The following is a 21,453-nucleotide window of genomic DNA, read 5'->3' as shown; positions in this document are numbered from 1 at the left end:
TTCGAGATGCCGCCATCATTTGAAATAGAGACCTTGACGCCTGTACACCTGTTACTTATCCGGCCCGACAAATTTGGTGTCCTCGTCGCAGGGTCCAGATAAGGCGCTAACGGTTTTCGTTAAGGTAGATGAACTGCGGTAGGCGAAGACAATCATCGTTACCGGATCAGCCTGCTAAAGTATCGCTCGTCGCGCGGCGGCTCCCATGCCATGCATGAACTAACCGAAGCCGCAGTTCAGCGAACCCCGGAACCTATATCCGCTCGCTCCCGCACGGTGCGACAGCCATACCGCTGGTTGAAGAGACGCCACTGCTTGAGCTAGCTCTGGCCTGGCATCCGGAAAATAACTCACCCGCTTTGAAAGCCTTTCTTGCGGCGTTTCAGAAGCAGGGAACGGACCCGCTGTCGCAGACACAGCGGTAATCAGCTGTTCGCAGGTAGGGAGCCCTTGGTTATCGACGATTGCTCGATAACCAAGAGCGCTCCAGAGCACACTCGACGTTCCCTTGCACTGCGTTAACGCTGTGCTTCGCGGATCATGTTGCGGGCGATGATTATTTGCTGGATCTGAGTGGTGCCCTCGTACAGGCGGAACAGGCGCACGTCGCGGTAGAATCGCTCGATGGCATATTCGCTGACGTACCCGGCGCCACCATGGATCTGCACGCCTCGGTCGGCCACGCGGCCGCACATCTCGGTGGCGAACATCTTGGCACAGGATGCCTCGGTGCTGACGTTCAGGCCTTCGTCGCGCTTGCGCGCGGCATCCAGCACCATGCAGCGCGCAGCGTAAATCTCGGCCTTGCTGTCGGCCAGCATGGCCTGGATCAGCTGGAATTCGGCGATGGGCTGGCCGAACTGCTTGCGCTCGATGGCGTACTGCAGAGAGTCGGCGAGCATGCGCTCGGCGGCGCCTACGGAGAGTGCGGCGATGTGCAGACGACCTTTATCGAGCACCTTCATGGCGGTCTTGAAGCCGACGCCTTCCTTGCCACCGATCAGGTTTTCGGCCGGCACGCGAACGTTCTCGAAAATCACGTCGGCGGTATGCGCGCCTTTTTGGCCCATCTTTTGATCCCGCTTGCCGACCGTGACGCCTGGGGTTTGGGCTTCGACGATGAACGAACTGATGCCACCGGCGCCCTTGATTTCGCGGTTGGTACGAGCCATCACGGTGAAGATGCCTGCATGCGGCGCATTGGTGATAAAGCGCTTGGTACCGTTGATGACGTAGACATCACCGTCGCGAACGGCGGTGGTCTTCAGCGAGGCGGCGTCGGAGCCGGAGTCCGGCTCGGTTAGGCAGAAGGCGCTGAGGAAATCGCCAGCGGCCAGCTTGGGAAGGTACTTGGCTTTTTGCTCGTCTGTACCGTCGAGCAGGATTCCAATGGAGCCAATGCCGTTGTTGGTGCCGATGTAGGAGCGGAACGCCGGGGACGTGCGGCCCAGTTCGAAGGCAATGTTCACTTCCTCTTCCATGGTCACGCCCAGCCCCCCGAAATCCTCGGGAATGGTCAGGCCGAATAGGCCCATTTCCTTCATCTGCTCGACGATGTCCGCCGGCATCGAGTCGGTTTCGGCAACTTCGTTTTCGCGCGGGATCAACGCTTCGTTGACGAACTGGCGGATGGAATCCAGCAGGATTTGCAATGTTTCCGGATCGCGGATCATGTGTTACTCCTCGAGGGTCCGATGGTCGGACGCGTCATATCGACGAGGCACGACCCGCTTCTTCATCAGCGGGTGCTGGCCTCGATGTTGCTAACCATGTGGACCAGCCGCGGTCCGATGTCCTCTTCCAGCTTTTCGCGCGAGAGCTGAAAACTCGGGCCGCCGCAGTTGAATGCCAGCAGCCCGTGCTGCGCATGCGTCATGGGCACTGCAACTGCATTCACGTCCCGGTGCCACTCGCCGATCGACAGGCAGTAGCCGTAGTCGGCGTAGTCCCGGAAGGCCTTTTCCAGGCCTTTGCGGAGCTTGGGCCAGTCCTCGGGATGCCGGGTGCGAATACGGTCCAGTAGAAAATCGCACTCATTTTCCGGCAGCCCAGCCAGGCAGGCACGTCCCGCAGCGCTCAGATGCAAAGGCAGATGGGTACCCACTTGGCGCCGCATCGTGAGGTTGCCCTGGCCGTGCACCACGTCCAGATAAACCATCTGCAGCCGGTCCCGGGCCGCCATCGCCACCGCCGCATTTGCGTGGTTGGCCAACTGTTCCATTAGAGGATGCGCTACAGCCCGAATCGACAGATTGGAGAGCATCCCGTAGCCAAACGACATCACACCGACGTCCAGCTGGTATTTGCCTTGGGGCAGTTGCTTCAAATAACCCAGGCGCGTCAGCGTGTGAGTCAACCGGCTGACGGTCGGCCGAGGCAGGTTGGCCTTGCGGGCCAGCTCCTGATTGCTCAACACGCTTTCGCGCGGGCTGAAACAGCGCAGCAACTCCAGGCCCCGGGCCAGCGCGGTGACGAACTGGCGGTCCTTTTCCTCCTCATCGAGAGCCGATATCGGATCGAGCAGAACCCGTTCGGTCTCTAAAAGCGAGTCCTGATCCGGGGACCGATCCTTAATCCTGCGTTGCATGGTAGAGCCTCGTTTTTTATAAAATCAAGTTTTTCGAAATTGTATTCCGCATAGCGGACAGTCGGCAAGGGTTGCTTTGCCTGAACGTTTATTTTCGGTATAGACCGCTATCGCGACGGTTCCTTCGACAAAAGTCGTATGTCAGGGGGGTGACATTTAAAGAAAACAACGTTAAAACCTATCGCCCCACGAAAAAGCGAAATGCAGTTTCGCATAGCAGACATATCTGCGTGACCAATAGCGGAGCAGAGATGAGCCAACCACTCGATCCAGTCGTACTGCTGGAGTATCCCCATGACGGTGTCGCCGTCGTGCGTATCAGCCGTCCCGAAGCCAAGAACGCGCTCAATGCGAGCGTGCGTCATCAGTTGGCTGAGCACTTCCGCACGCTCGCCCGGCGTGACGATATTCGCGCCGTCGTGCTTACCGGTGGTGAGCAGTTCTTCGTCGCAGGTGCGGATATCAAGGAGTTTGCCAGCGCCTCGCCGATCGAGATGTATGGCCGTCATACCGAGCTGCTATGGGATCCGATTGCCCGCTGTCCGAAGCCGGTCATCGCCGCCGTTAATGGCTTCGCCCTGGGTGGTGGCTGCGAACTGGCGATGCACTGCGACATCATCGTGGCCGGGGAGTCGGCCCGTTTCGGTCAGCCGGAAGTCAAACTCGGTTTAATGCCCGGTGCCGGCGGCACTCAGCGTTTGATTCGCGCGGTCGGCAAGTTCCAGGCCATGCGCATCGCGCTGACCGGCTGCATGGTAAAGGCGCCCGAGGCGTTGGCCATCGGAATGGTCAGCGAAGTGGTGCCGGACGATCAGACCCTTTCGCGCGCCTTGGCCCTGGCCAGCGAAATCGCCGCGCTACCGCCACTGGCTGTGCAACAAATCAAGGAAGTGATGCTGGCCGGCGCCGATCTGCCACTGGACAGCGCGCTGACCCTGGAGCGCAAGGCGTTCCAGCTACTGTTCGATTCCGCTGATCAGAAGGAAGGCGCCGCCGCCTTTTTCGAAAAGCGCAAACCCACCTACCGCGGGGAGTAAGCATGGCTCGCTCGATTAACACCATGGGGCTGGTCGGCACCGGCGTAATGGGTGCAGGCATAGCCCAGATTGCCGCGCAGGCTGGCGTGGAAGTGCGTTTGTATGATGCCCGTGAGGGCGCAGCCGTGACTGCCCGCGACAATCTCGCGAGTACCCTAGGCAAACTGGTGGCCAAGGAAAAGATCACCCAGGCCTCCGCCGACGCTGCCGTGGCGCTGCTCAAGCCTGTCACCGCCATCGAAGAGCTCGCCGCTTGCGACATGGTGGTGGAAGCCATCGTCGAGAATCTGGATGCCAAGCGCGGCTTGCTGACTCAGCTCGAAGGCATCGTCGACGCCGAATGCATCCTGGCGACCAACACCTCGTCGCTCTCGGTGAGCGCCATCGCCACAGCCTGTCAGCATCCGCAGCGAGTCGCCGGCTTTCACTTTTTCAACCCTGTTCCATTGATGAGGGTGGTCGAAGTCATCGACGGCATCGCCACCGATCCGGCCGTCAGCGATGCCCTGCTGGACCTGGCCAGGCGCATGGGCCACACCGGTGTGCGCGCCAAGGACACCCCAGGTTTCATCGTCAACCATGCCGGCCGTGCCTACGGTACCGAAGCCCTGAAGATCCTCGGTGAGGGTGTCGCCCCGCAAGGCGATGTGGACCGCATCCTGCGCGAAGGCGCCGGTTTCCGCATGGGCCCGCTGGAGCTGTTCGACCTCACCGCGCTGGACGTTTCCCATCCGGTAATGGAATCGATCTATACCCAGTTCTACAACGACCCGCGCTACACGCCGTCCCCGCTGACCCGCCAGATGCTGGTGGCCGGCCGCGTGGGCCGCAAGGTGGGGCAGGGGTTCTACCGCTACCAGAACGGCCAGATGGTCGATGCGCCGCGACCGCAACCGGTGCCGAGCGTCGAGCAATTGCCGCCAGTGTGGGTCGCCACCGAGAGCGCAGACGATCAGCAGAAGCTGGCCGTGCTGCTCGATGCGTTGGGTGCGCAGGTGGAGGAAGGCGATCGTCCTTCCGAGCAGGCGCTGTGCCTGATTGCGCCGTACGGCGATGACGCCACCACCGCAGCCAACCGCTTCGGTGTGGATGCCGCCCGCACGGTGTGCGTGGACCTGCTGACCGATCTGTCTCGCCATCGCACTCTGATGATGACCCCGGCTACCCGTCCGGACATGCGCGCTGCCGCCCATGCGCTGTTCGCCCGCGATGGCGTGGGCGTCACCGTGATTCGCGACAGCGTCGGTTTCGTAGCGCAGCGCGTGCTGGCCATGGTGGTCAACCTAGCCTGCGACATCGCTCAGCAGCGGATCGCCAGCCCCGAGGATATTGATCAGGCCGTGCGTCTGGGCCTGGGTTATCCGCAGGGTCCGCTGGCCTGGGGCGACAGCCTCGGTCCGCGTCGCCTGCTGACCATACTCGAGCGCATGCTGAACGTGACCGGCGACCCGCGTTATCGCCCGAGCCATTGGCTGCGTCGCCGTGCCCTGCTGGGGCTATCGCTGCGCCTGGATGAGCCGTCCACCATATAACCCTTTCCTTTATAGGTATCATCATGCTGAACGCCTACATCTACGCAGGCCTGCGTACTCCCTTCGGTCGCCACGCCGGTGGTCTGGCTCCGGTTCGCCCGGATGATTTGATTGCCGACGTGATCCGCGAGCTGATTGCGCGCACCGGCGTTGACGGGGCTGCCGTTGACGACCTGATCCTCGGCAACACCAACCAGGCCGGTGAAGACAGCCGTAACATCGCCCGTCATGCCGTGCTGCTCTCCGGCCTGCCGGTCACCGTGCCCGGCCAGACCGTCAACCGCCTGTGTGCCAGTGGCCTGGCCGCGATCGTCGATGCTGCACGCGCCGTCACCTGCAACGAAGGCGAACTGTTCGTTGCAGGCGGCGTGGAAAGCATGTCGCGCGCCCCGTTCGTCATGGCCAAGGCCGAGAAGGCCTATAGCCGCGACTTCACGATGTACGACAGCACCATCGGCGCGCGCTTCCCGAACCCGAAAATCATCGAGCAGTTCGGCAACGACAGCATGCCGCAGACTGGCGACAACGTGGCCCTCGAATTTGGCATCAGCCGTGAAGAGGCCGACACCTTTGCCGCTGCCTCTCAGGCCAAGTTCGAAGCCGCGCGCCAGGCTGGTTTCTTCGCCGAGGAGATCGTGCCGGTGAGCGTGCCGACCGGTCGCAAGACCCCGCCGAGCGTGATCGCCGAGGATGAGCATCCGCGTCCGCAATCCGACATGGCCGCACTGACCAAGCTGCGCCCGCTGTTTGAAGACGGCGTGGTCACCGCGGGTAACGCCTCGGGCGTAAACGACGGTGCCGCCGCGCTGCTGATCGGCAGCCAGGCCGCTGGCGAGAAGCACGGCCTCAAGCCAATGGCACGCATCCTGTCCGCCGCCGTTGCCGGCGTCGAGCCGCGCATCATGGGCGTTGGACCGGTGGAAGCCATCAACAAGGCACTGGCCCGTGCTGGCCTGAGCCTGACCGATATGGACATCATCGAAATCAACGAAGCCTTCGCCTCGCAGGTGCTGGGCTGTCTGAAGGGCCTGCATGTGGCGTTCGACGACCCGCGCGTCAACCCGAACGGTGGCGCGATCGCCGTGGGTCATCCGCTGGGGGCTTCCGGGGCGCGCCTGGCACTGTCCACCGCGCGCGAATTGCAGCGCAGCGGCAAGCGCTACGCGGTCATCAGCCTGTGTATCGGTGTCGGCCAGGGCCTGGCCATGGTCATCGAGCGCGTCTGAGCAAAACGCCGTTTGCTCATCTGAACCAGGTCGGCGGAGTTTTGCGCCGGCCGTGTTGAAAAGGTAAGAGACATGGGTGCATTGAGTGGGATTCGGGTGCTCGACCTGAGTCGTGTATTGGCTGGCCCCTGGTGCGGCCAGGTGCTGGCCGACCTTGGCGCCGAAGTGATCAAGGTCGAACGGCCGCGTGTGGGTGATGACACCCGTGGCTGGGGCCCGCCTTACATGAAAACGCCGGATGGCGAGAACAGCATCGAGGCGTCCTATTACCAGTCCACCAACCGCAACAAGCTGTCGGTGGCTATGAACATCGCCACGCCGGAAGGTCAGGAGCTGGTGCGAGCACTGGCGGCAACCTCCGACGTGCTGATCGAGAACTACAAGGCCGGCTCGCTGGCCAAGTACGGGCTGGACTACGACAGCCTGTCGAATCTTAATCCGCGTCTGGTCTACTGCTCGATCACCGGTTTCGGTCTGACCGGCCCGCGCGCCGAAGAGCCCGGCTACGACTTCGTCATCCAGGGCATGGGCGGTCTGATGAGCATCACCGGCGAGAAGGACGGTGTGCCGGGTGCCGGCCCGCAGAAGGTGGGCGTGGCCGTGGCGGACGTAATGACCGGCCTGTATTCCACCATCGCCATTCAGGCGGCGTTGCTGGCACGTGAAAAGACTGGTCGCGGCCAGCACTGCGATATGGCGCTGCTGGATGTGCAGGTGGCGGCCCTGGGCAACCAGAGCCAGAACTACCTGAGCACCGGCAAACCGCCGGGCCGTCAGGGCAACGCCCACGTCAACATCGTGCCATATCAGGTGTTCACTGCCAGCGACATGGATTTCATCATTGCCTGTGGCAACGACACTCAGTTCGTAGCCCTGTGCGATGCCATCAGCCTGCCGGAACTGCCGCGGGACCCGCGCTTCACCAAAAACGCCGACCGCGTGCGCAACCGCGACGCCATCGTCGGGCTGCTGTCCGAGCACTTCCTCAAGGACACCGCCGACAACTGGGTCACCCGGATCCATGCGGCGAAGGTACCAGTCGGCGTGATCAACGACATCGGCCGCGCCCTGGCCGAGCCGCAGGTGCTGGCGCGCGACATGCTGGTCGATATCCCGCACGCCAAGAACCCGGACTTCAGGATGGTCGGGAGCCCGGTGAAGCTCTCGGGCACGCCGGTCGAGTACAAGCGGCCTGCGCCGATGCTCGGTGAGCACACGGAGCAGGTTCTGAAATCCGTCCTGGGGCTTTCAGCCGATGCGCTGGATGTTCTGAAAGACAAGGGGGTCATCGAGCAACTCACGTAACCCATCCAGTAACCGGTACTGGCTCACTGCCTGAGCTGGACGTAAGCCCGGTCATGTTGCGACATGCCGGGTCATCAAATACGCAACCACAAGAGAGATAATATGAACAAGTTGATGAAAATGCTGGTGGCGACAAGCGCTGCCGTGTTGCTTCCGCTGCTCGGTACGGCCGCCCAGGCTGCCGATTGGCCGTCCAAGAACATCACACTGGTCGTTCCGTACGCCGCCGGTGGCTCCACGGATATCCTGTCCCGTCGGGTGGCCGACCTTCTGGGCACGGAACTGGGTGTGAACGTTATCGTCGAGAACCGCCCGGGTGCGGGCACCACTGTTGCCACCGCGCAACTGGCCCGGGTTTCCAAGCGCGATGCCGATTACCGCGTGCTGATGGCGTCCCCGGGGCACACTGTTGGCGCGAGTCTTTATCCCCTGGCCTATGACCCGGTAAAAGACTTCCGCTTTATTCAGAACATTATTGATATCCCTAACGTCCTCGTCGTACCGGCCAAGAGCAAGTTCCAGACCTTCGAAGAGTTCGTGCAAGCCGCGAAGACCGAGCAGACCTCCTTCAGCTCGCCTGGTATCGGCAGCTCCATCCATATGTCGGGTGAACTGTTCAAAGCCAAGATCGGTGCGTCCCAGATGACCCACGTTCCGTTCCGTGGAAGTGGCGAGGCGCTTCCGGCACTGCTGTCGGGTGATGTCGACTTTTCATTCGAGAACCTGCCGACTGTCTATCCGATGATCAAGTCGGGGCAACTGCGGGTACTGGCTGTCAGCACCAGCGAGCCTTCGCCCTTCCTGCCGGACGTGCCGACCGTGCAGTCCGTTGGTGTTGAGCAGGGGCTGTCCGACTTTGCCACCTCCGCCTGGTTCGGTCTTATTGGGAGCGCCTCGATGTCCGACGAGGCCTACGGCAAGCTGCAGGCCGGCGTGCAAAACGTCATGCAAAGCCAGGCGTTCGAGGATTTCCTACCGCAGCTGGGCGCTGTCGCCGGCAAGGAATCCGGGGAAGCGTTCAAGTCCATGGTCGAGCGGGATATTAAGCAGTGGGCTGATTTGGTCGAAGCCGCCGGACTCGGCGAATAAGCCTCAATAGCTTCAAGGGGGCGTCGCCGCGCGGGACGCCTCTGCCTAACTGGATGGATTATGAAAAACACCGCCATTCGCCAGAGAGTCTCCAGGCTTGCCAGCGTCGATGCAGCTGCCGGTCTGGTTCTCATCGTGGCATCCCTTACGTTTCTGTTTTATCTGGTTCCAGCGTACATCGTTGAGCCTCGCAGGCTTCAGTCACCGCTGCTGTCGCCCCTGGTCCTTCCTCAGATCATGGGTTGGATGATTCTGTTGCTTGGTATCGGTCTGGTGCTCGGCGCGATGTTTGGCCCGAAGCGTGAGCGGGAAGAAAAATACACCAAACTGCGCGACTTGCCGCTCCATCAATGGCTGCTGCCGTTGCTGGCCTTCGCCGTTTACTACTTCGGGCTCGAGCTGCTGGGCGCGGCGGTCTGTGGCGTGCTGGCCACGATGTTGCTGTTCGTAGCCATGGGGGTCAGGCGCATTGGCATTTATCTGCTGGGTGTTGCGATGCCGATCGGTATCTGCCTGGCCTTCGACTATGGCCTGAATGTTCCCCTGCCTTACGGCTCGCTCTGGGGATATTGAGTACCCGCTTGATGAGATTATGAAATGGACCAGATGCTTGAGGTGCTCAGCCTTTTCCTGAGCGTGGAAAACATCCTGATGATCGCGGTCGGCGTGGTGATTGGCGTCGTGATCGGAGCCATACCCGGGTTGACCGCAACCATGGCGGTAGCCCTGGCGCTGCCGTTCACCTTCGGCATGGAGCCCGTCACCGCGATCCTGCTGCTGGTCGGTATTTACAAGGGCGGCATGTATGGCGGATCGATCACTGCCATTCTGATCCGCACACCGGGCTCGCCAGCGTCGGCCAGCACGCTGCTGGACGGTTACCCGATGGCGCAGAAAGGTGAAGCCAAGAAGGCACTGTCCATGGCGCTGTACGCGTCCTGTATCGCCGACTTCATCTCCAATCTGTCGCTGATCTTCCTGGCGGGTTACCTGGCCAAGCTGGCGCTGAACTTCGGGCCGCCGGAGTATTTCTGGCTGATCTGCTTCTCGCTGACCATCATCATTTCGGTTTCCGGTGATTCGGTGATGAAGGGGCTGGTCGCTGCTGCTCTAGGGGTGATCCTCGCGCTGGTTGGCATGGATCCGGTCTACGGTACCGAGCGTCTGACCTTCGACAATTACAATCTGATGGATCGTATCAACTTCATCCCGCTGTTGATTGGTCTGTTCGCCATTCCCGAGATTCTTGAGTTCTATCTGTCGCGGGCCCGGGAGCACATCCAGACCGCCGTGGCGGGTGCCGACGTGACTTGGCAGGAGCTCAAAGGCAGCATGCGCAGCATCATTCGAGGCAGCTTCATCGGTGTGATCATCGGTGCCATTCCGGGCACTGGCGCGACAGCCGCTTCGTTCATCTCCTATTCGGAGGCACGCCGCAATTCGCCCAACAGGGACAATTTCGGCAAGGGTGAAATCGAGGGTGTAGCCGCAGCCGAGGCGGGCAACAACGCGGTTGCCGGCGCGACCATGATTCCGCTGCTGTCATTGGGAATCCCCGGCGACGTGATCACCGCGATCATCCTCGGCGCTTTCATGATCCATGGACTGACTCCCGGACCGATTCTTTTCCAAGAGAACATGAATCTGATCTACGCGCTGTTCTGCGGCATCATGCTCAGCTCCGTGGTGTTGTTCGGTACCGGCAAGCTGGCGATCCGGTATTTTTCCCGGATTGCCGACGTTCCCAAGCGGATCCTGTTCCCCATCGTTTTGATGTTCTGCATCTACGGCGCCTACGCCGTGAACAACAGCACCTTCGATATCGCTGTCATGCTGGTGTTCGGCCTGGTCGGCTTCATTTTCAACCGTACCGGATTTGCCTCAGCACCGTTTCTGATCGGTTTCATCCTGGGGCCCATGCTGGAAGACAACTTCCGTCGTTCCCTGCTGATCAGCAGCAACAGTTTCGATGTGTTTATTCGTGGCCCCATCGACTGGTTCTTCATCGCGTTGACGGTGCTATCTCTGGGCTTTGCCTTGCGCCGCTACCTTCAATCACTACGCACCAATTGATCGCCGCCACCTCTGTGGTGCCTGCAATCGGAGACAATATGAAAATACTGGTAACAGTCAAACGAGTGGTCGATTACAACGTCAAGGTTCGCGTTAAGGCGGACAACTCCGGCGTCGACCTCGCCAACGTCAAGATGTCGATGAACCCCTTCTGCGAAATTGCCGTGGAAGAAGCCGTGCGCCTGAAAGAGAAGGGTGTCGCGAGCGAGATCGTCGTGGTTTCCATTGGTCCGACCGCTGCCCAGGAGCAACTGCGTACCGCGCTGGCACTGGGTGCAGATCGCGCCGTACTGGTCGAGTCGACCGAAGAGCTGAACTCCCTGGCCGTGGCCAAGCTACTCAAGGCCGTGGTCGACAAGGAACAGCCACAACTGGTGATTCTCGGCAAGCAGGCCATCGACAGCGACAACAACCAGACCGGCCAGATGCTGGGCGCACTGACCGGATTCGCTCAGGGCACCTTCGCGTCGAAAGTCGAAGTGGAAGGTGACAAGGTCAAGGTCGGGCGTGAAATCGATGGCGGCGCACAAACCGTTGCGCTGAACCTCCCGGCGATCGTCACCACCGACCTGCGTCTGAACGAGCCGCGCTATGCGTCGCTGCCGAACATCATGAAGGCCAAGAAGAAGCCGCTGGAAGTGCTGACACCCGACGCACTGGGCGTATCGACCACCTCCACTGTGAAGACGTTGAAAGTCGAAGCACCAGCTGCTCGCAGCGCAGGTATCAAGGTCAAGTCCGTGGCTGAACTGGTCGAGAAACTGAAGAACGAGGCGAAGGTAATCTAAATGACTATCCTGGTTATCGCTGAACACAACAATGCCGTTCTGGCTGCTGCGACCCTCAACACCGTGGCCGCCGCAAAAGCCATTGGCGGCGACATTCATGTGCTGGTAGCCGGCAGCAATTGCGCGGCCATTGGCGAAGCGGCTTCCAAAATCGAAGGCGTTTCCAAGGTGCTGGTTGCAGAAGATGCGGCCTACGCCAATCAATTGCCGGAAAACGTCGCGCCATTGATCGCGGGTCTGGCCAAGGATTACAGCCATGTCCTGGCGGCCGCTACTACCAACGGCAAGAACTTCCTGCCTCGCGTAGCCGCCCAGCTGGACGTTGATCAGATTTCCGAGATCATTGCGGTAGAAAGCGCTGATACCTTCAAGCGTCCGATCTATGCCGGTAATGCCATCGCGACTGTCCAGTCCAGCGCACCGATCAAGGTGATCACCGTTCGCGCGACCGGTTTCGATCCGGTCAACGCTGAAGGTGGTTCGGCTAGCGTCGAACAGGTTTCCGGCACGGGCGACGCAGGCGTTTCGTCATTCGTTGGCGAAGAACTGGCCAAATCCGATCGTCCGGAATTGACTGCTGCAAAGATTGTCGTCTCCGGTGGTCGTGGCATGCAGAATGGCGAGAACTTCAAACATCTGTATTCGCTGGCCGACAAGCTTGGCGCTGCCGTCGGCGCCTCGCGTGCGGCGGTCGACGCCGGCTTCGTACCAAATGACATGCAGGTCGGCCAGACCGGCAAGATCGTTGCGCCGCAGCTGTACATCGCGGTGGGTATCTCCGGTGCCATCCAGCACCTGGCAGGTATGAAGGACTCCAAAGTGATCGTCGCGATCAACAAGGACGAAGAAGCGCCCATCTACCAGGTTGCCGATTACGGCCTGGTAGGCGATCTGTTCGAGATTCTGCCGGAGCTGGAAAAACTCGTTTGAGTCAGAAGGGCAGCCGCCCTCGCGCTGGCTGAGCGGGAGGGTGGCATTCAACTATGGACGTCTAGTTATACGAACCCTTGCCGGGCATCTTAATGCCGTACTGATTCACGCGGCGGTAAAGAGTTGCACGGGAAATTCCCAGCTCCTGTGCAGCAAGTACCGGCTTCCAGCGATTGCGTACTAGTGTGTCGATCAGCGCTTGACGTTCCGGGTCTCCTGCTGACGTTTCCTCCCCGTTCACCGGGGCGCTGATAGCAAGCGTTACCGGCAAGTCTTCGATACCGATCACCTGGCTGGCGCACACCGCACAGGCATATCGCAGCGCATGATGCAGCTGGCGCATATTGCCGGGCCAACTGTAGTTCAACAGCATCTCCAAGGCCGCGTCACTCAGTTGGAAGCGCTCTGCGGATCGCGTGCATTCTTCGTCCAAGAGCTTATTGATCAAGGCCAGTTTATCGGTGCGCTCGCGCAATGGCGGGATATCGAAGCGCGCGCCGTTCAAGCGGAAGTACAGGTCTTCACGGAACGTACCTTGCTCGACCAGCGTCACGAGATCGCGGTGGCTGGCACACACGACCTGAATGTCGATGGCCTGTGGGCGTGAGGCGCCTAATGGCGACACTTGGCCTTCGCTCAATGCCCGCAGCAGGCGGGTCTGCAGCGTGAGCGGCATATCGCCGATCTCATCAAGAAATAGCGTGCCGCCATCGGCCTGTTGCAGCAGACCCCGCATGCCTTTACTTGATGCGCCGGTGAAGGCGCCGGCCGAATAGCCGAACAGCTCACTTTCGATCAAGTTTTCTGGTATCGCCGCACAATTGATGGCGACGAAGGGCTTGTCCTTGCGTTTGCTGGCTGCATGCAACTGCAACGCGAAGTGCTCTTTGCCAGCGCCTGTCTCACCATGAATCAATACCGGCAGCCCTCGGTCCTTGACGCGCACCGCCAGTTCAAGAGCTCGGGCAACCGTTGGATCGAGCGCTTCGACCACCTTGCCGGTTGCACGTGCGCTCGGACGGCGTCTTGGCGCTTTGAGTCGCACATGTAGGTTCAGCGCAGATAGGTAATGAACCGTGTCATCAGCGCGATCAGGAAGCCGGTCTGAAATAAAGGCTTCATCGACGGTATCCGGAATCCGGCCGTGACGCTGTAGCAGCAACCGCCGTGCGGCGGGATTGAGCGCCTGGATCACACCATCGCTATCCCATGCGAACAGGAACTGCGGTTGGCTATCGACATACCCGGGAAACGGATGCGCGCGCAACACCCAAAGATCCTGGGTGCTGTACATGAAGTACGCATTTTCGATTTCAGCGGCGCTTTGAATGACCATCTGACGGATCAGATGTTGGCTACGCCTGTCATCCGGCGAACGTATGGCGGATACGTCCAAAACGGCGAAAAGCTCGCCGGAAGGGGAAAAGACCGGGGCGGCAGAGCAGGTGTTGCCGATGAACGCTGCGCGAAAGTGATCCTGCTTGTGTACGGTGATCGGCTGCTTATCGATCAGAACCGCACATACGGCGGTGGTGCCTTCTTCGCTTTCCGTCCAGCACGTGCCGAGGTCGATGCCGGCACGTCGATACTCGCCGCGGATCGTTGAATCGATGCAGTAATCGACGGTGCATCCCAAGGTATCGGTGAGCATCACGCAATAATCGGCATCGCGCACTCGATGGTGGAGTCGACCAATCTCATTGCCCGCCAGCCTCAGGAAATCATCGATACGCTCTCGATGCTCATTGAGTTGGTGTGCTTCGAGCACTCGTGGGCCCTGCAGCGAGCCTGGATCGAGTTGGTGGTGCTGCACCGAACGGCGCCAGGAGTCGACGATGCTGCTCGGAACGGGAAGCGTCGGCGCGCTTTGGGCAGTGCGTAGCACTCTGCTCACGTGTTCCACATGAGCCTTTGAGTAACCAGAGGACATGTTACCTCCGCATGGTCAATTCTAATTTTTGTACAGCCATTTAATGCGTGTTGACCGGTGTCCACAAGCTGAATCGATTTGCGTTACAGGGTGAGACATAACGTCTCACCGTTCTCCCTTCGTCCCGCTCATCGCGAGACATAACGTCTTGATCGGCTGCGATCGCAATTCGCCTTTCGCGATGCTGGAAGCGCTCTGGAACGGTGCTTTGAGCTGATAGTTCTAAGATTGGCACCTGATTTGCTCCATCCGTCTCAGCGAACCGCCATGAGCGGTCGCATTCAACAACAATAATTAGAGGCATCTCATGAGCGAATCTACTGCTGTCGATTTTTCCCTGGTCGGCAAGGTTGCCCTGGTAACAGGCGCTGGCCGCGGTATTGGCCAAGGCATCGCCTTGAGCCTGGCAAAAGCCGGCGCTGATCTGGTACTCGCCGACTATGACCTCGGCATCGCTGAAGAAGCCGCCGCCCGTGTGCGTGCAATTGGCCGCCGCGCCATCGCCTTGCAAGTGGACGTGAGCCAACCCGACAGCGTTGGCGCAATGATCGAGCAGGTACGCGAGCACTACGGTCGCCTGGATGTAGCCGTCAACAACGCGGGCGTAGTGAGTTTGGGTAAGGTCGACGAGCTGCCAGTCAGCGAGTGGGACCGCATCATGAACATCAACGCACGCGGCGTATTCCTCTGTTGCCAGGCTGAACTGCGGCTGATGCGTGAGCACAGGTTCGGTCGCATCATCAATCTGGCATCGATCGCCGGCAAGGTCGGCTTCCCGGACCTGTCTCACTACAGCGCATCCAAATTCGCTGTCATCGGTTTTTCCAACGCATTCGCCAAAGAAGTCGCCCGTGAAGGCATCACGGTCAACGCGCTGTGCCCCGGTGTCGTGGGTACTGGCATGTGGCGCGGTGACGAGGGGCTGTCCAGCCGTTGGGCTGAGCCGGGTGAAACCGAGGAGCAATCTTGGGAGCGGCATCAGGCGGCCCTGCTACCACAAGGCGAAGCGCAAACCGTCGAGGACATGGGCCAGTTGGCGGTCTACCTCGCCTGCGCGCCTCATGTCACAGGCCAGGCAATCGCGGTGGATGGTGGCTTCTCGCTGTAAGTAAGAGCGGAGCGGGTCGGGCTGATCCGCTCACTTCACCTATCGAGTTTCGACACGCCCCCGATCTTGTTTTTGGGGGAGACGGTACCGGCTTGCCTGAAGATTCTCTTAGCGAACGAGCGATGACTTCAGGTGCACCGATCAATCAGGAGAACACAATGACAACTACAGTTCTGGCTAAACGCTCCGTTGGCACCAACGTGACCAACCTTGACGCGATCATCATCGGTGCCGGTTTTGGTGGCATCTATATGCTGAAAAAACTGCGCGACGAGCTTGGTTTGAAGGTGCGTGCCTTCGACAAGGCAGCTGGCGTTGGGGGCACCTGGTTCTGGAATCGCTATCCAGGCGCCTTGTCCGATAGTGAAACCTTCGTGTACTGCTTCTCGTGGGATCGCGAGCTTTGCCAGGAGTGGGACATCACCACCCGCTACGTCGACCAGCCGCAGATCCTGTCCTACCTGAACCATGCGGTTGATCGCCACGACCTGCGCAAGGATATCCAACTGGAAACGGCGATCACCTCGGCCGTGTTCGACGAACAAACCAACCGCTGGTCCGTCACCACTGATAATGGGCACCAGTACTCCGCCAAGTACCTGGTCACCGCGCTTGGTCTGCTGTCTGCCACCAACGTGCCGAAGATCAAGGGGATGGAGCAGTTCAAGGGCAAGATGTACCACACCGCCAATTGGCCAGCCGATGCCGTTCTGGAGGGCAAGCGCGTCGGCGTCATAGGCACGGGCTCGACCGGTTGCCAGGTGATTACGGCCATTGCGCCTACCGTTGACCATCTCACCGTGTTCCAGCGCTCCGCGCAGTACACCGTCCCTGTCGGCAATGGTCCGGTTAGCCGCGAGTACGTCGATGACATCAAGCGTAACTATGATGCGATCTGGCAACAGGTACGCTCGTCTCGCCTGGCGTTCGGTTTTGAGGAAAGCGACATCCCAACGATGAGCGTGTCGCCGGAAGAGCGTAAACAAATCTTCCAGCGTGCCTGGGACGGCGGTGGTGGATTCCGCTTCATGTTCCAGACCTTCAACGACATTGCGATCGACGAGCAAGCCAATCGGGCCGCTCAAGATTTCATTCGCGAGAAGATCGGCGAGATCGTCAAGGATCCGGAAACGGCGCGCAAGCTGATGCCGCGCGACCTCTATGCGAAACGTCCACTATGCGACAGCGGCTATTACGCCACTTTCAACCGGCCGAATGTCTCCTTGGTGGACGTCAAAGCCAACCCGATCGAGGAAATCACCGAAGCGGGCATTCGTACCGCCGATGGCGTGGAGCACGAGCTGGACGTGCTGATATTCGCCACCGGTTTCGACGCGGTGGACGGCAACTACAAACGCATCGATATCCGCGGCCGGAATGACGTCAGCATCAAGGATCACTGGAGCGAAGGGCCGTCCAGCTACCTGTCGGTGGCGACCGCCAACTTCCCCAACATGTTCATGATTCTCGGCCCGAACGGTCCGTTCACCAACCTGCCACCCACCATCGAGACAGAGGTGGAGTGGGTATCCGACATGATCGGCTTCATGGAAGAAAAAGAGCTGGCCTGCATGGAGCCCGATCCTGAATCTGAACGCCAGTGGGGCGTGACCTGCCGTGAGATCGCCGACCAGACGCTGTTCGCCAAGGCCGATTCCTGGATCTTCGGCGCCAACATTCCTGGCAAGACCAACTCCGTCTACTTCTACATGGGCGGTTTGGGCCCGTTCAGAGACATTCTCGCGTCGGTCCAGAACGAAGGCTATCGAGGCTTCAAGTTCACGAGCCTGAGCCCGTCCGGTAGCTACGCCCAAAAAGCCCAGCATTGACCGGAACATCAACGCGAAGAAAGCGCACTCGTTGCCGCCTCGCGAGGGCGAGTGCGTTCGAACGGCGCCCGTGAGGCGCCGCGTATCCGACGGAGAACATGCAGTGAACCTGAAAAAACCCGAACTGTTTCGTCAGCATGCCTATATCGACGGCGAGTGGATCGGTGCCGACAGTGCCGCCACCATCACTGTCGGCAACCCATCGACCGGCGCAGTGATTGGCCATGTTCCGCGCATGGGCGGGGCGGAAACCCGTCGCGCCATTGAAGCCGCTGATCGTGCCCTGCCTGCCTGGCGCGCCCTTTCGGCAAAAGAGCGGGCCATTACGTTACGCCGCTGGTACGAGCTGATCATCGAAAACCAGGATGACCTGGCCCGCATCATGACCCTCGAACAAGGCAAGCCCCTGGCCGAAGCGCGTGGTGAGATCGTCTTTGCGGCTTCCTATATCGAGTGGTATGCGGAGGAGGGCAAGCGCATCTACGGCGACGTGATCCCGGGTTCTGCCGACAAGCGCTTGCTGGTACTCAAGCAGCCCGTAGGGGTGTGCGCCGCCATCACGCCGTGGAATTTTCCCAGCGCCATGATCACCCGCAAGGCAGGACCTGCATTGGCCGCAGGTTGCACAATGGTGATCAAGCCGGCTTCGCAAACGCCCTTTTCGGCGCTGGCCCTGGTGGAGCTTGCCGAGCGAGCGGGTATTCCAAAAGGTGTGCTGTCGGTCGTGACCGGCTCGGCCGCCGAGATTGCCGAAGAGCTGACCAGCAACCCGGTGGTCCGCAAAATCTCTTTCACCGGCTCCACCGAGATTGGCCGCACGATCATGGAGAAGTGCAGCCATGACATCAAAAAGATATCCCTCGAGCTCGGTGGCAATGCGCCGTTTATCGTCTTTGAAGATGCCGACCTGGACGCCGCTGTAGAGGGCGTTCTTGCCTCGAAATTCCGCAACGCCGGCCAGACCTGCGTGTGTGCAAATCGCCTGTACGTACACGACAAGGTTTACGACACTTTCGTCGACAAGCTGGCCGTAGCAGTGGGCAGTTTGAAACTCGGAGATGGCATGGCCGAGGGCACCACCATTGGCCCGCTGATCGATGAGAAGGCGGTCGCCAAGGTGCGCGAGCATATCGAGGACGCCATCGAAAAGGGCGCCAAGGTGCTTCAGGGCGGTGCGGCGTATCAACTGGGAGGCAACTTTTTCCAGCCGACGATCCTGGTCGACGTGCCGGATATCGCTCGCGTATCGAAAGAGGAAACCTTCGGCCCTCTGGCTCCGGTCTTCCGCTTCTTCAATGACGCCGAAGTCATCCGCAAAGCCAACGATACCGAGTTCGGGCTGGCCGCCTATTTTTACGCGAGCGATCTGGGGCGCGTATTCCGCGTCGGCGAGGCGCTGGAGTACGGCATCGTCGGCGTGAATACCGGAATCATCAGCTCCGAAGCGGCGCCCTTTGGCGGCATCAAGGCGTCCGGCGTTGGGCGCGAGGGATCCAAGTACGGAATCGAGGATTACCTCGAAATCAAATACCTGTGTCTGGCGGGAATCTAGCTGACCTGGCTGAGCATTGAGGTCGGGCCACGCTCATCTTGCATTGATCGCTATTCCCCAAGCTGCAACGGCCCTGCCTTGCGGATTGGATAACGCTGTGTCGTAACCATAACAACAAGGACCAATCGACATGAATAACCTCTGGCGCCTGCCCGTAGGGCTAAGCCTTTTTGCATGCATCGCTTTTCCCGCTGCTGCTGCCGGCGACTCGTCCCGATGGGGTTTGGGGGACTGGGGCGGCACCCGCACTGAACTGCTCGAAAAAGGTGTGAATTTCACCATCGGCTACGTCGGTGAGGGCGCTGCCAATCTCAGTGGCGGCTATAACGATGACCGCACCGCCCGATACACCTCGCAATGGGCCCTGGGCGCCAATCTGGATCTGCAGAAACTCCTTGGCTGGAATGCCGCCGAGTTCCAGTTGCTGGTCACCGAGCGAAGCGGCAACAACCTGTCTAACGAACGCATCGGCGATCCACGTACCGGGCAGCTCAGCTCCGTGCAGGAGGTATGGGGGCGCGGGCAAACCTGGCGCCTGACCCAAATGTGGTATCGCCAACGGTTTTTCGATGAGGCGCTGGATCTCAAGATTGGGCGCATGGGCGTCAACGAGGACTTCAACAGCTTCCCTTGCGACTTCCAGAGCCTGGCATTCTGCGCCGCTCCCATCGGCAACGTAGCGGGGGATGTCTGGTACAGCGGTCCCGTCAGCCAATGGGCGCTACGTGCCAAATACAACCTGGATGACCACTGGGCGGTGCAGATCGGAGTGTTCGAGCAGAATCCTTCGAATCTGGAAGTCGGTAACGGCTTCAAGCTCAGCGGTAGTGGCACCCAGGGAGCATTGGTCCCGATAGAGGTGATCTGGAAGCCAACCGTGGGTACCCATGCGCTACCAGGCGAATACCGACTTGGCTATTACCACAGCAGCGCCAGTGCCAACGACATTTACGAGGACGTCGATGGCCGCCCGCAAGGAGTGACCGGTATGACCGCAAAAAGCCGCAGCCGCAAAAGCGGTTGGTGGGTCATGGGCCGTCAGCAGCTAACGTCGCGTAATGGCGATGCGTCCCGTGGCCTGAGCGTATTTGCCAATTTCACCTTCCATGATAGAGAAACCAGCAGTATCGACAGTTTTCAGAACATCGGGCTGGTCTACACCGGTCCGTTTGATGCTCGCCCCAAGGACGATATCGGTCTGGGGGTTGCTCGAATCCATGTCAACGATGACGTCACCAAGCGTCAGCGCCAGATCAACACTGCCAACGCCATTACTGATTATGACAACCCGCAGTACGTTCCTGTGCAGCACAGCGAATACAACATCGAACTCAACTACGGTGTGCATGTTACCGACTGGCTGACCGTCCGCCCGAACCTGCAATACGTCCGCCACCCGGGCGGTGTTTATGAGGTAGAAAACGCACTCGTCGCAGGCGTGAAGCTCCAGGCAAATTTCTAATCCCGCGAGATCCTGTGCGCAGCTGTAGCCGCTGTTTGATTTCCCATAACAATCTAGAAGGAAACCGGAAATGACCAAGTCCCAAGGAAAAGTTGCATTTGTTACTGGCGCCGGCCAAGGCATTGGTGAGGCCATTGCATTGCGATTGGCAACTGATGGCTTTGCGGTAGCATGCGCCGATATGAATATTGAGACGGCCAGCCAGGTTGTCGAGAGAATCAAATCGAACGGCGGCACTGCCCTGGCGATCAAGGTCGATGTGGCCGATCGCGATGATGTATTCAAAGCAGTCCAGCAAGCGGTCGATGGGCTGGGCGAACTACATGTGGTCATCAACAACGCAGGTATCGCGCCGATTGCCCCGATCGAAACCATCACCCCGGACATCTACCGGAAAACCTTCGACATTAACGTAGGCGGGGTCCTGTGGGGCATCCAGGCTGCTGTAAAAGCGTTCAAGGCATTGGGCCACGGCGGGAAAATCATCAGCGCTTCATCGCAGGCAGGCCATGTCGGCAATCCGGACCTGGCCGTTTATGGCGGCACTAAATTCGCTGTGCGAGGCATCACCCAAACGGCCGCCAGAGAGCTGGCCCACCTGGGTATCACCGTAAACGCATACTGCCCCGGTATCGTGAATACACCGATGATGCGCAAGGTCGCCCAGGACGTGGCAAACAATGCCAACCAGAGCTTTGAGTGGGGCATGGAACAATTCGCCCAACACATTACCCTGAAACGTCTGTCTCAGCCTGAGGACGTCGCGGCCTGCGTGTCATTCCTTTCCGGGCCGGATTCGGACTATATGACTGGGCAGGCGGTCATCATTGACGGAGGGATGGTGTTTAACTGAGTGGCGTTGAGCAGGCAGCTGCCTCTGCCAAGAACGCCTGTCGCTGAATAGTATGTGGCGCGTTTACCGGTCATTCTCTGAACCCGAGATGGCCGGTTTTTTTGGTTGGGTTTTGCTGGGTGTTTTCCGGCACCACGTTCCGAAGGCTGTGC

At 59.8% G+C, this 21,453-nt stretch carries 17 protein-coding genes; 14 read left to right on the top strand and 3 right to left on the bottom strand.

Annotation, left to right across the window (positions count from 1 at the left end; translation table 11 throughout):
- Positions 1-518 precede the first annotated feature (518 nt).
- Together GQA94_RS13890 and GQA94_RS13885 are read right to left on the bottom strand one after the other, a co-directional pair.
- Complete coding sequence (locus GQA94_RS13890) at positions 519-1,673, bottom strand: acyl-CoA dehydrogenase family protein (protein WP_125882682.1); 1,155 nt, start codon at positions 1,671-1,673, stop codon at positions 519-521.
- 65 nt (positions 1,674-1,738) lie between these two features.
- A complete protein-coding gene (locus GQA94_RS13885) occupies positions 1,739-2,587 on the bottom strand; it encodes an IclR family transcriptional regulator (RefSeq protein WP_125882681.1) in 849 nt (282 codons plus the stop codon).
- A 251-nt stretch (positions 2,588-2,838) separates the two neighbouring features.
- Between GQA94_RS13885 and GQA94_RS13880 the strand changes: the two genes are divergently transcribed.
- The 9 genes from GQA94_RS13880 (at position 2,839) to GQA94_RS13840 (ending at position 12,567) form a co-directional block, all read left to right on the top strand.
- On the top strand, positions 2,839-3,624 hold the full coding sequence (locus tag GQA94_RS13880; protein WP_125882680.1) for an enoyl-CoA hydratase: 786 nt from the start codon (positions 2,839-2,841) through the stop codon (positions 3,622-3,624).
- A gap of 2 nt (positions 3,625-3,626) precedes the next feature.
- Positions 3,627-5,156: a 3-hydroxyacyl-CoA dehydrogenase gene (locus GQA94_RS13875; RefSeq protein ID WP_158188562.1), complete on the top strand. Its 1,530-nt coding sequence runs from the start codon at positions 3,627-3,629 to the stop codon at positions 5,154-5,156.
- Between the two features lie 23 nt (positions 5,157-5,179).
- Positions 5,180-6,382, top strand: coding sequence for a 3-oxoadipyl-CoA thiolase (locus GQA94_RS13870; protein ID WP_125882678.1), 1,203 nt, complete (start codon positions 5,180-5,182; stop codon positions 6,380-6,382).
- A 72-nt stretch (positions 6,383-6,454) separates the two neighbouring features.
- Positions 6,455-7,687, top strand: coding sequence for a CaiB/BaiF CoA transferase family protein (locus GQA94_RS13865; protein WP_125882677.1), 1,233 nt, complete (start codon positions 6,455-6,457; stop codon positions 7,685-7,687).
- Between the two features lie 102 nt (positions 7,688-7,789).
- On the top strand, positions 7,790-8,776 hold the full coding sequence (locus tag GQA94_RS13860) for a Bug family tripartite tricarboxylate transporter substrate binding protein (protein WP_125882676.1): 987 nt from the start codon (positions 7,790-7,792) through the stop codon (positions 8,774-8,776).
- A 60-nt stretch (positions 8,777-8,836) separates the two neighbouring features.
- Positions 8,837-9,349, top strand: coding sequence for a tripartite tricarboxylate transporter TctB family protein (locus tag GQA94_RS13855; protein WP_125882675.1), 513 nt, complete (start codon positions 8,837-8,839; stop codon positions 9,347-9,349).
- Positions 9,350-9,373: 24 nt separating this feature from the next.
- Complete coding sequence (locus GQA94_RS13850; RefSeq protein ID WP_158188561.1) at positions 9,374-10,849, top strand: tripartite tricarboxylate transporter permease; 1,476 nt, start codon at positions 9,374-9,376, stop codon at positions 10,847-10,849.
- A 38-nt stretch (positions 10,850-10,887) separates the two neighbouring features.
- The gene (locus tag GQA94_RS13845; RefSeq protein ID WP_125882673.1) at positions 10,888-11,637 is read left to right on the top strand and encodes an electron transfer flavoprotein subunit beta/FixA family protein; all 750 of its coding nucleotides are present in this window, start codon (positions 10,888-10,890) and stop codon (positions 11,635-11,637) included.
- Positions 11,638-12,567 (top strand): electron transfer flavoprotein subunit alpha/FixB family protein, encoded by a 930-nt coding sequence (locus tag GQA94_RS13840; RefSeq protein WP_125882672.1) that lies wholly within the window; start codon positions 11,638-11,640, stop codon positions 12,565-12,567.
- 61 nt (positions 12,568-12,628) lie between these two features.
- Here the strand turns inward: GQA94_RS13840 and GQA94_RS13835 are convergent, their stop codons facing one another.
- A complete protein-coding gene (locus GQA94_RS13835; RefSeq protein WP_125882671.1) occupies positions 12,629-14,497 on the bottom strand; it encodes a sigma-54-dependent Fis family transcriptional regulator in 1,869 nt (622 codons plus the stop codon).
- 307 nt (positions 14,498-14,804) lie between these two features.
- On the opposite strand from GQA94_RS13835, the gene GQA94_RS13830 reads away from it, so the two are divergent.
- From GQA94_RS13830 to GQA94_RS13810, 5 genes are all read left to right on the top strand, one after another.
- Complete coding sequence (locus tag GQA94_RS13830) at positions 14,805-15,605, top strand: SDR family NAD(P)-dependent oxidoreductase (RefSeq protein WP_125882670.1); 801 nt, start codon at positions 14,805-14,807, stop codon at positions 15,603-15,605.
- Between the two features lie 158 nt (positions 15,606-15,763).
- On the top strand, positions 15,764-17,434 hold the full coding sequence (locus GQA94_RS13825; RefSeq protein WP_125882669.1) for a flavin-containing monooxygenase: 1,671 nt from the start codon (positions 15,764-15,766) through the stop codon (positions 17,432-17,434).
- A gap of 103 nt (positions 17,435-17,537) precedes the next feature.
- Positions 17,538-18,986, top strand: a complete 1,449-nt coding sequence (gabD, locus tag GQA94_RS13820) for an NADP-dependent succinate-semialdehyde dehydrogenase (protein WP_125882668.1) — start codon at positions 17,538-17,540, stop codon at positions 18,984-18,986.
- A gap of 130 nt (positions 18,987-19,116) precedes the next feature.
- The gene (locus GQA94_RS13815) at positions 19,117-20,448 is read left to right on the top strand and encodes a carbohydrate porin (RefSeq protein ID WP_125882667.1); all 1,332 of its coding nucleotides are present in this window, start codon (positions 19,117-19,119) and stop codon (positions 20,446-20,448) included.
- Positions 20,449-20,518: 70 nt separating this feature from the next.
- Positions 20,519-21,301, top strand: a complete 783-nt coding sequence (locus GQA94_RS13810) for a (S)-acetoin forming diacetyl reductase (protein WP_125882666.1) — start codon at positions 20,519-20,521, stop codon at positions 21,299-21,301.
- The last annotated feature ends 152 nt before the right edge of the window (positions 21,302-21,453 follow it).

Origin of the sequence: Stutzerimonas stutzeri (genome assembly GCF_009789555.1) — a bacterium.
GTDB classification, from domain to species: domain Bacteria; phylum Pseudomonadota; class Gammaproteobacteria; order Pseudomonadales; family Pseudomonadaceae; genus Stutzerimonas; species Stutzerimonas stutzeri_R.
The sequence above is the reverse complement of the archived record's forward strand: the minus strand, read 5'-3'. Positions and strand labels throughout refer to the sequence as shown.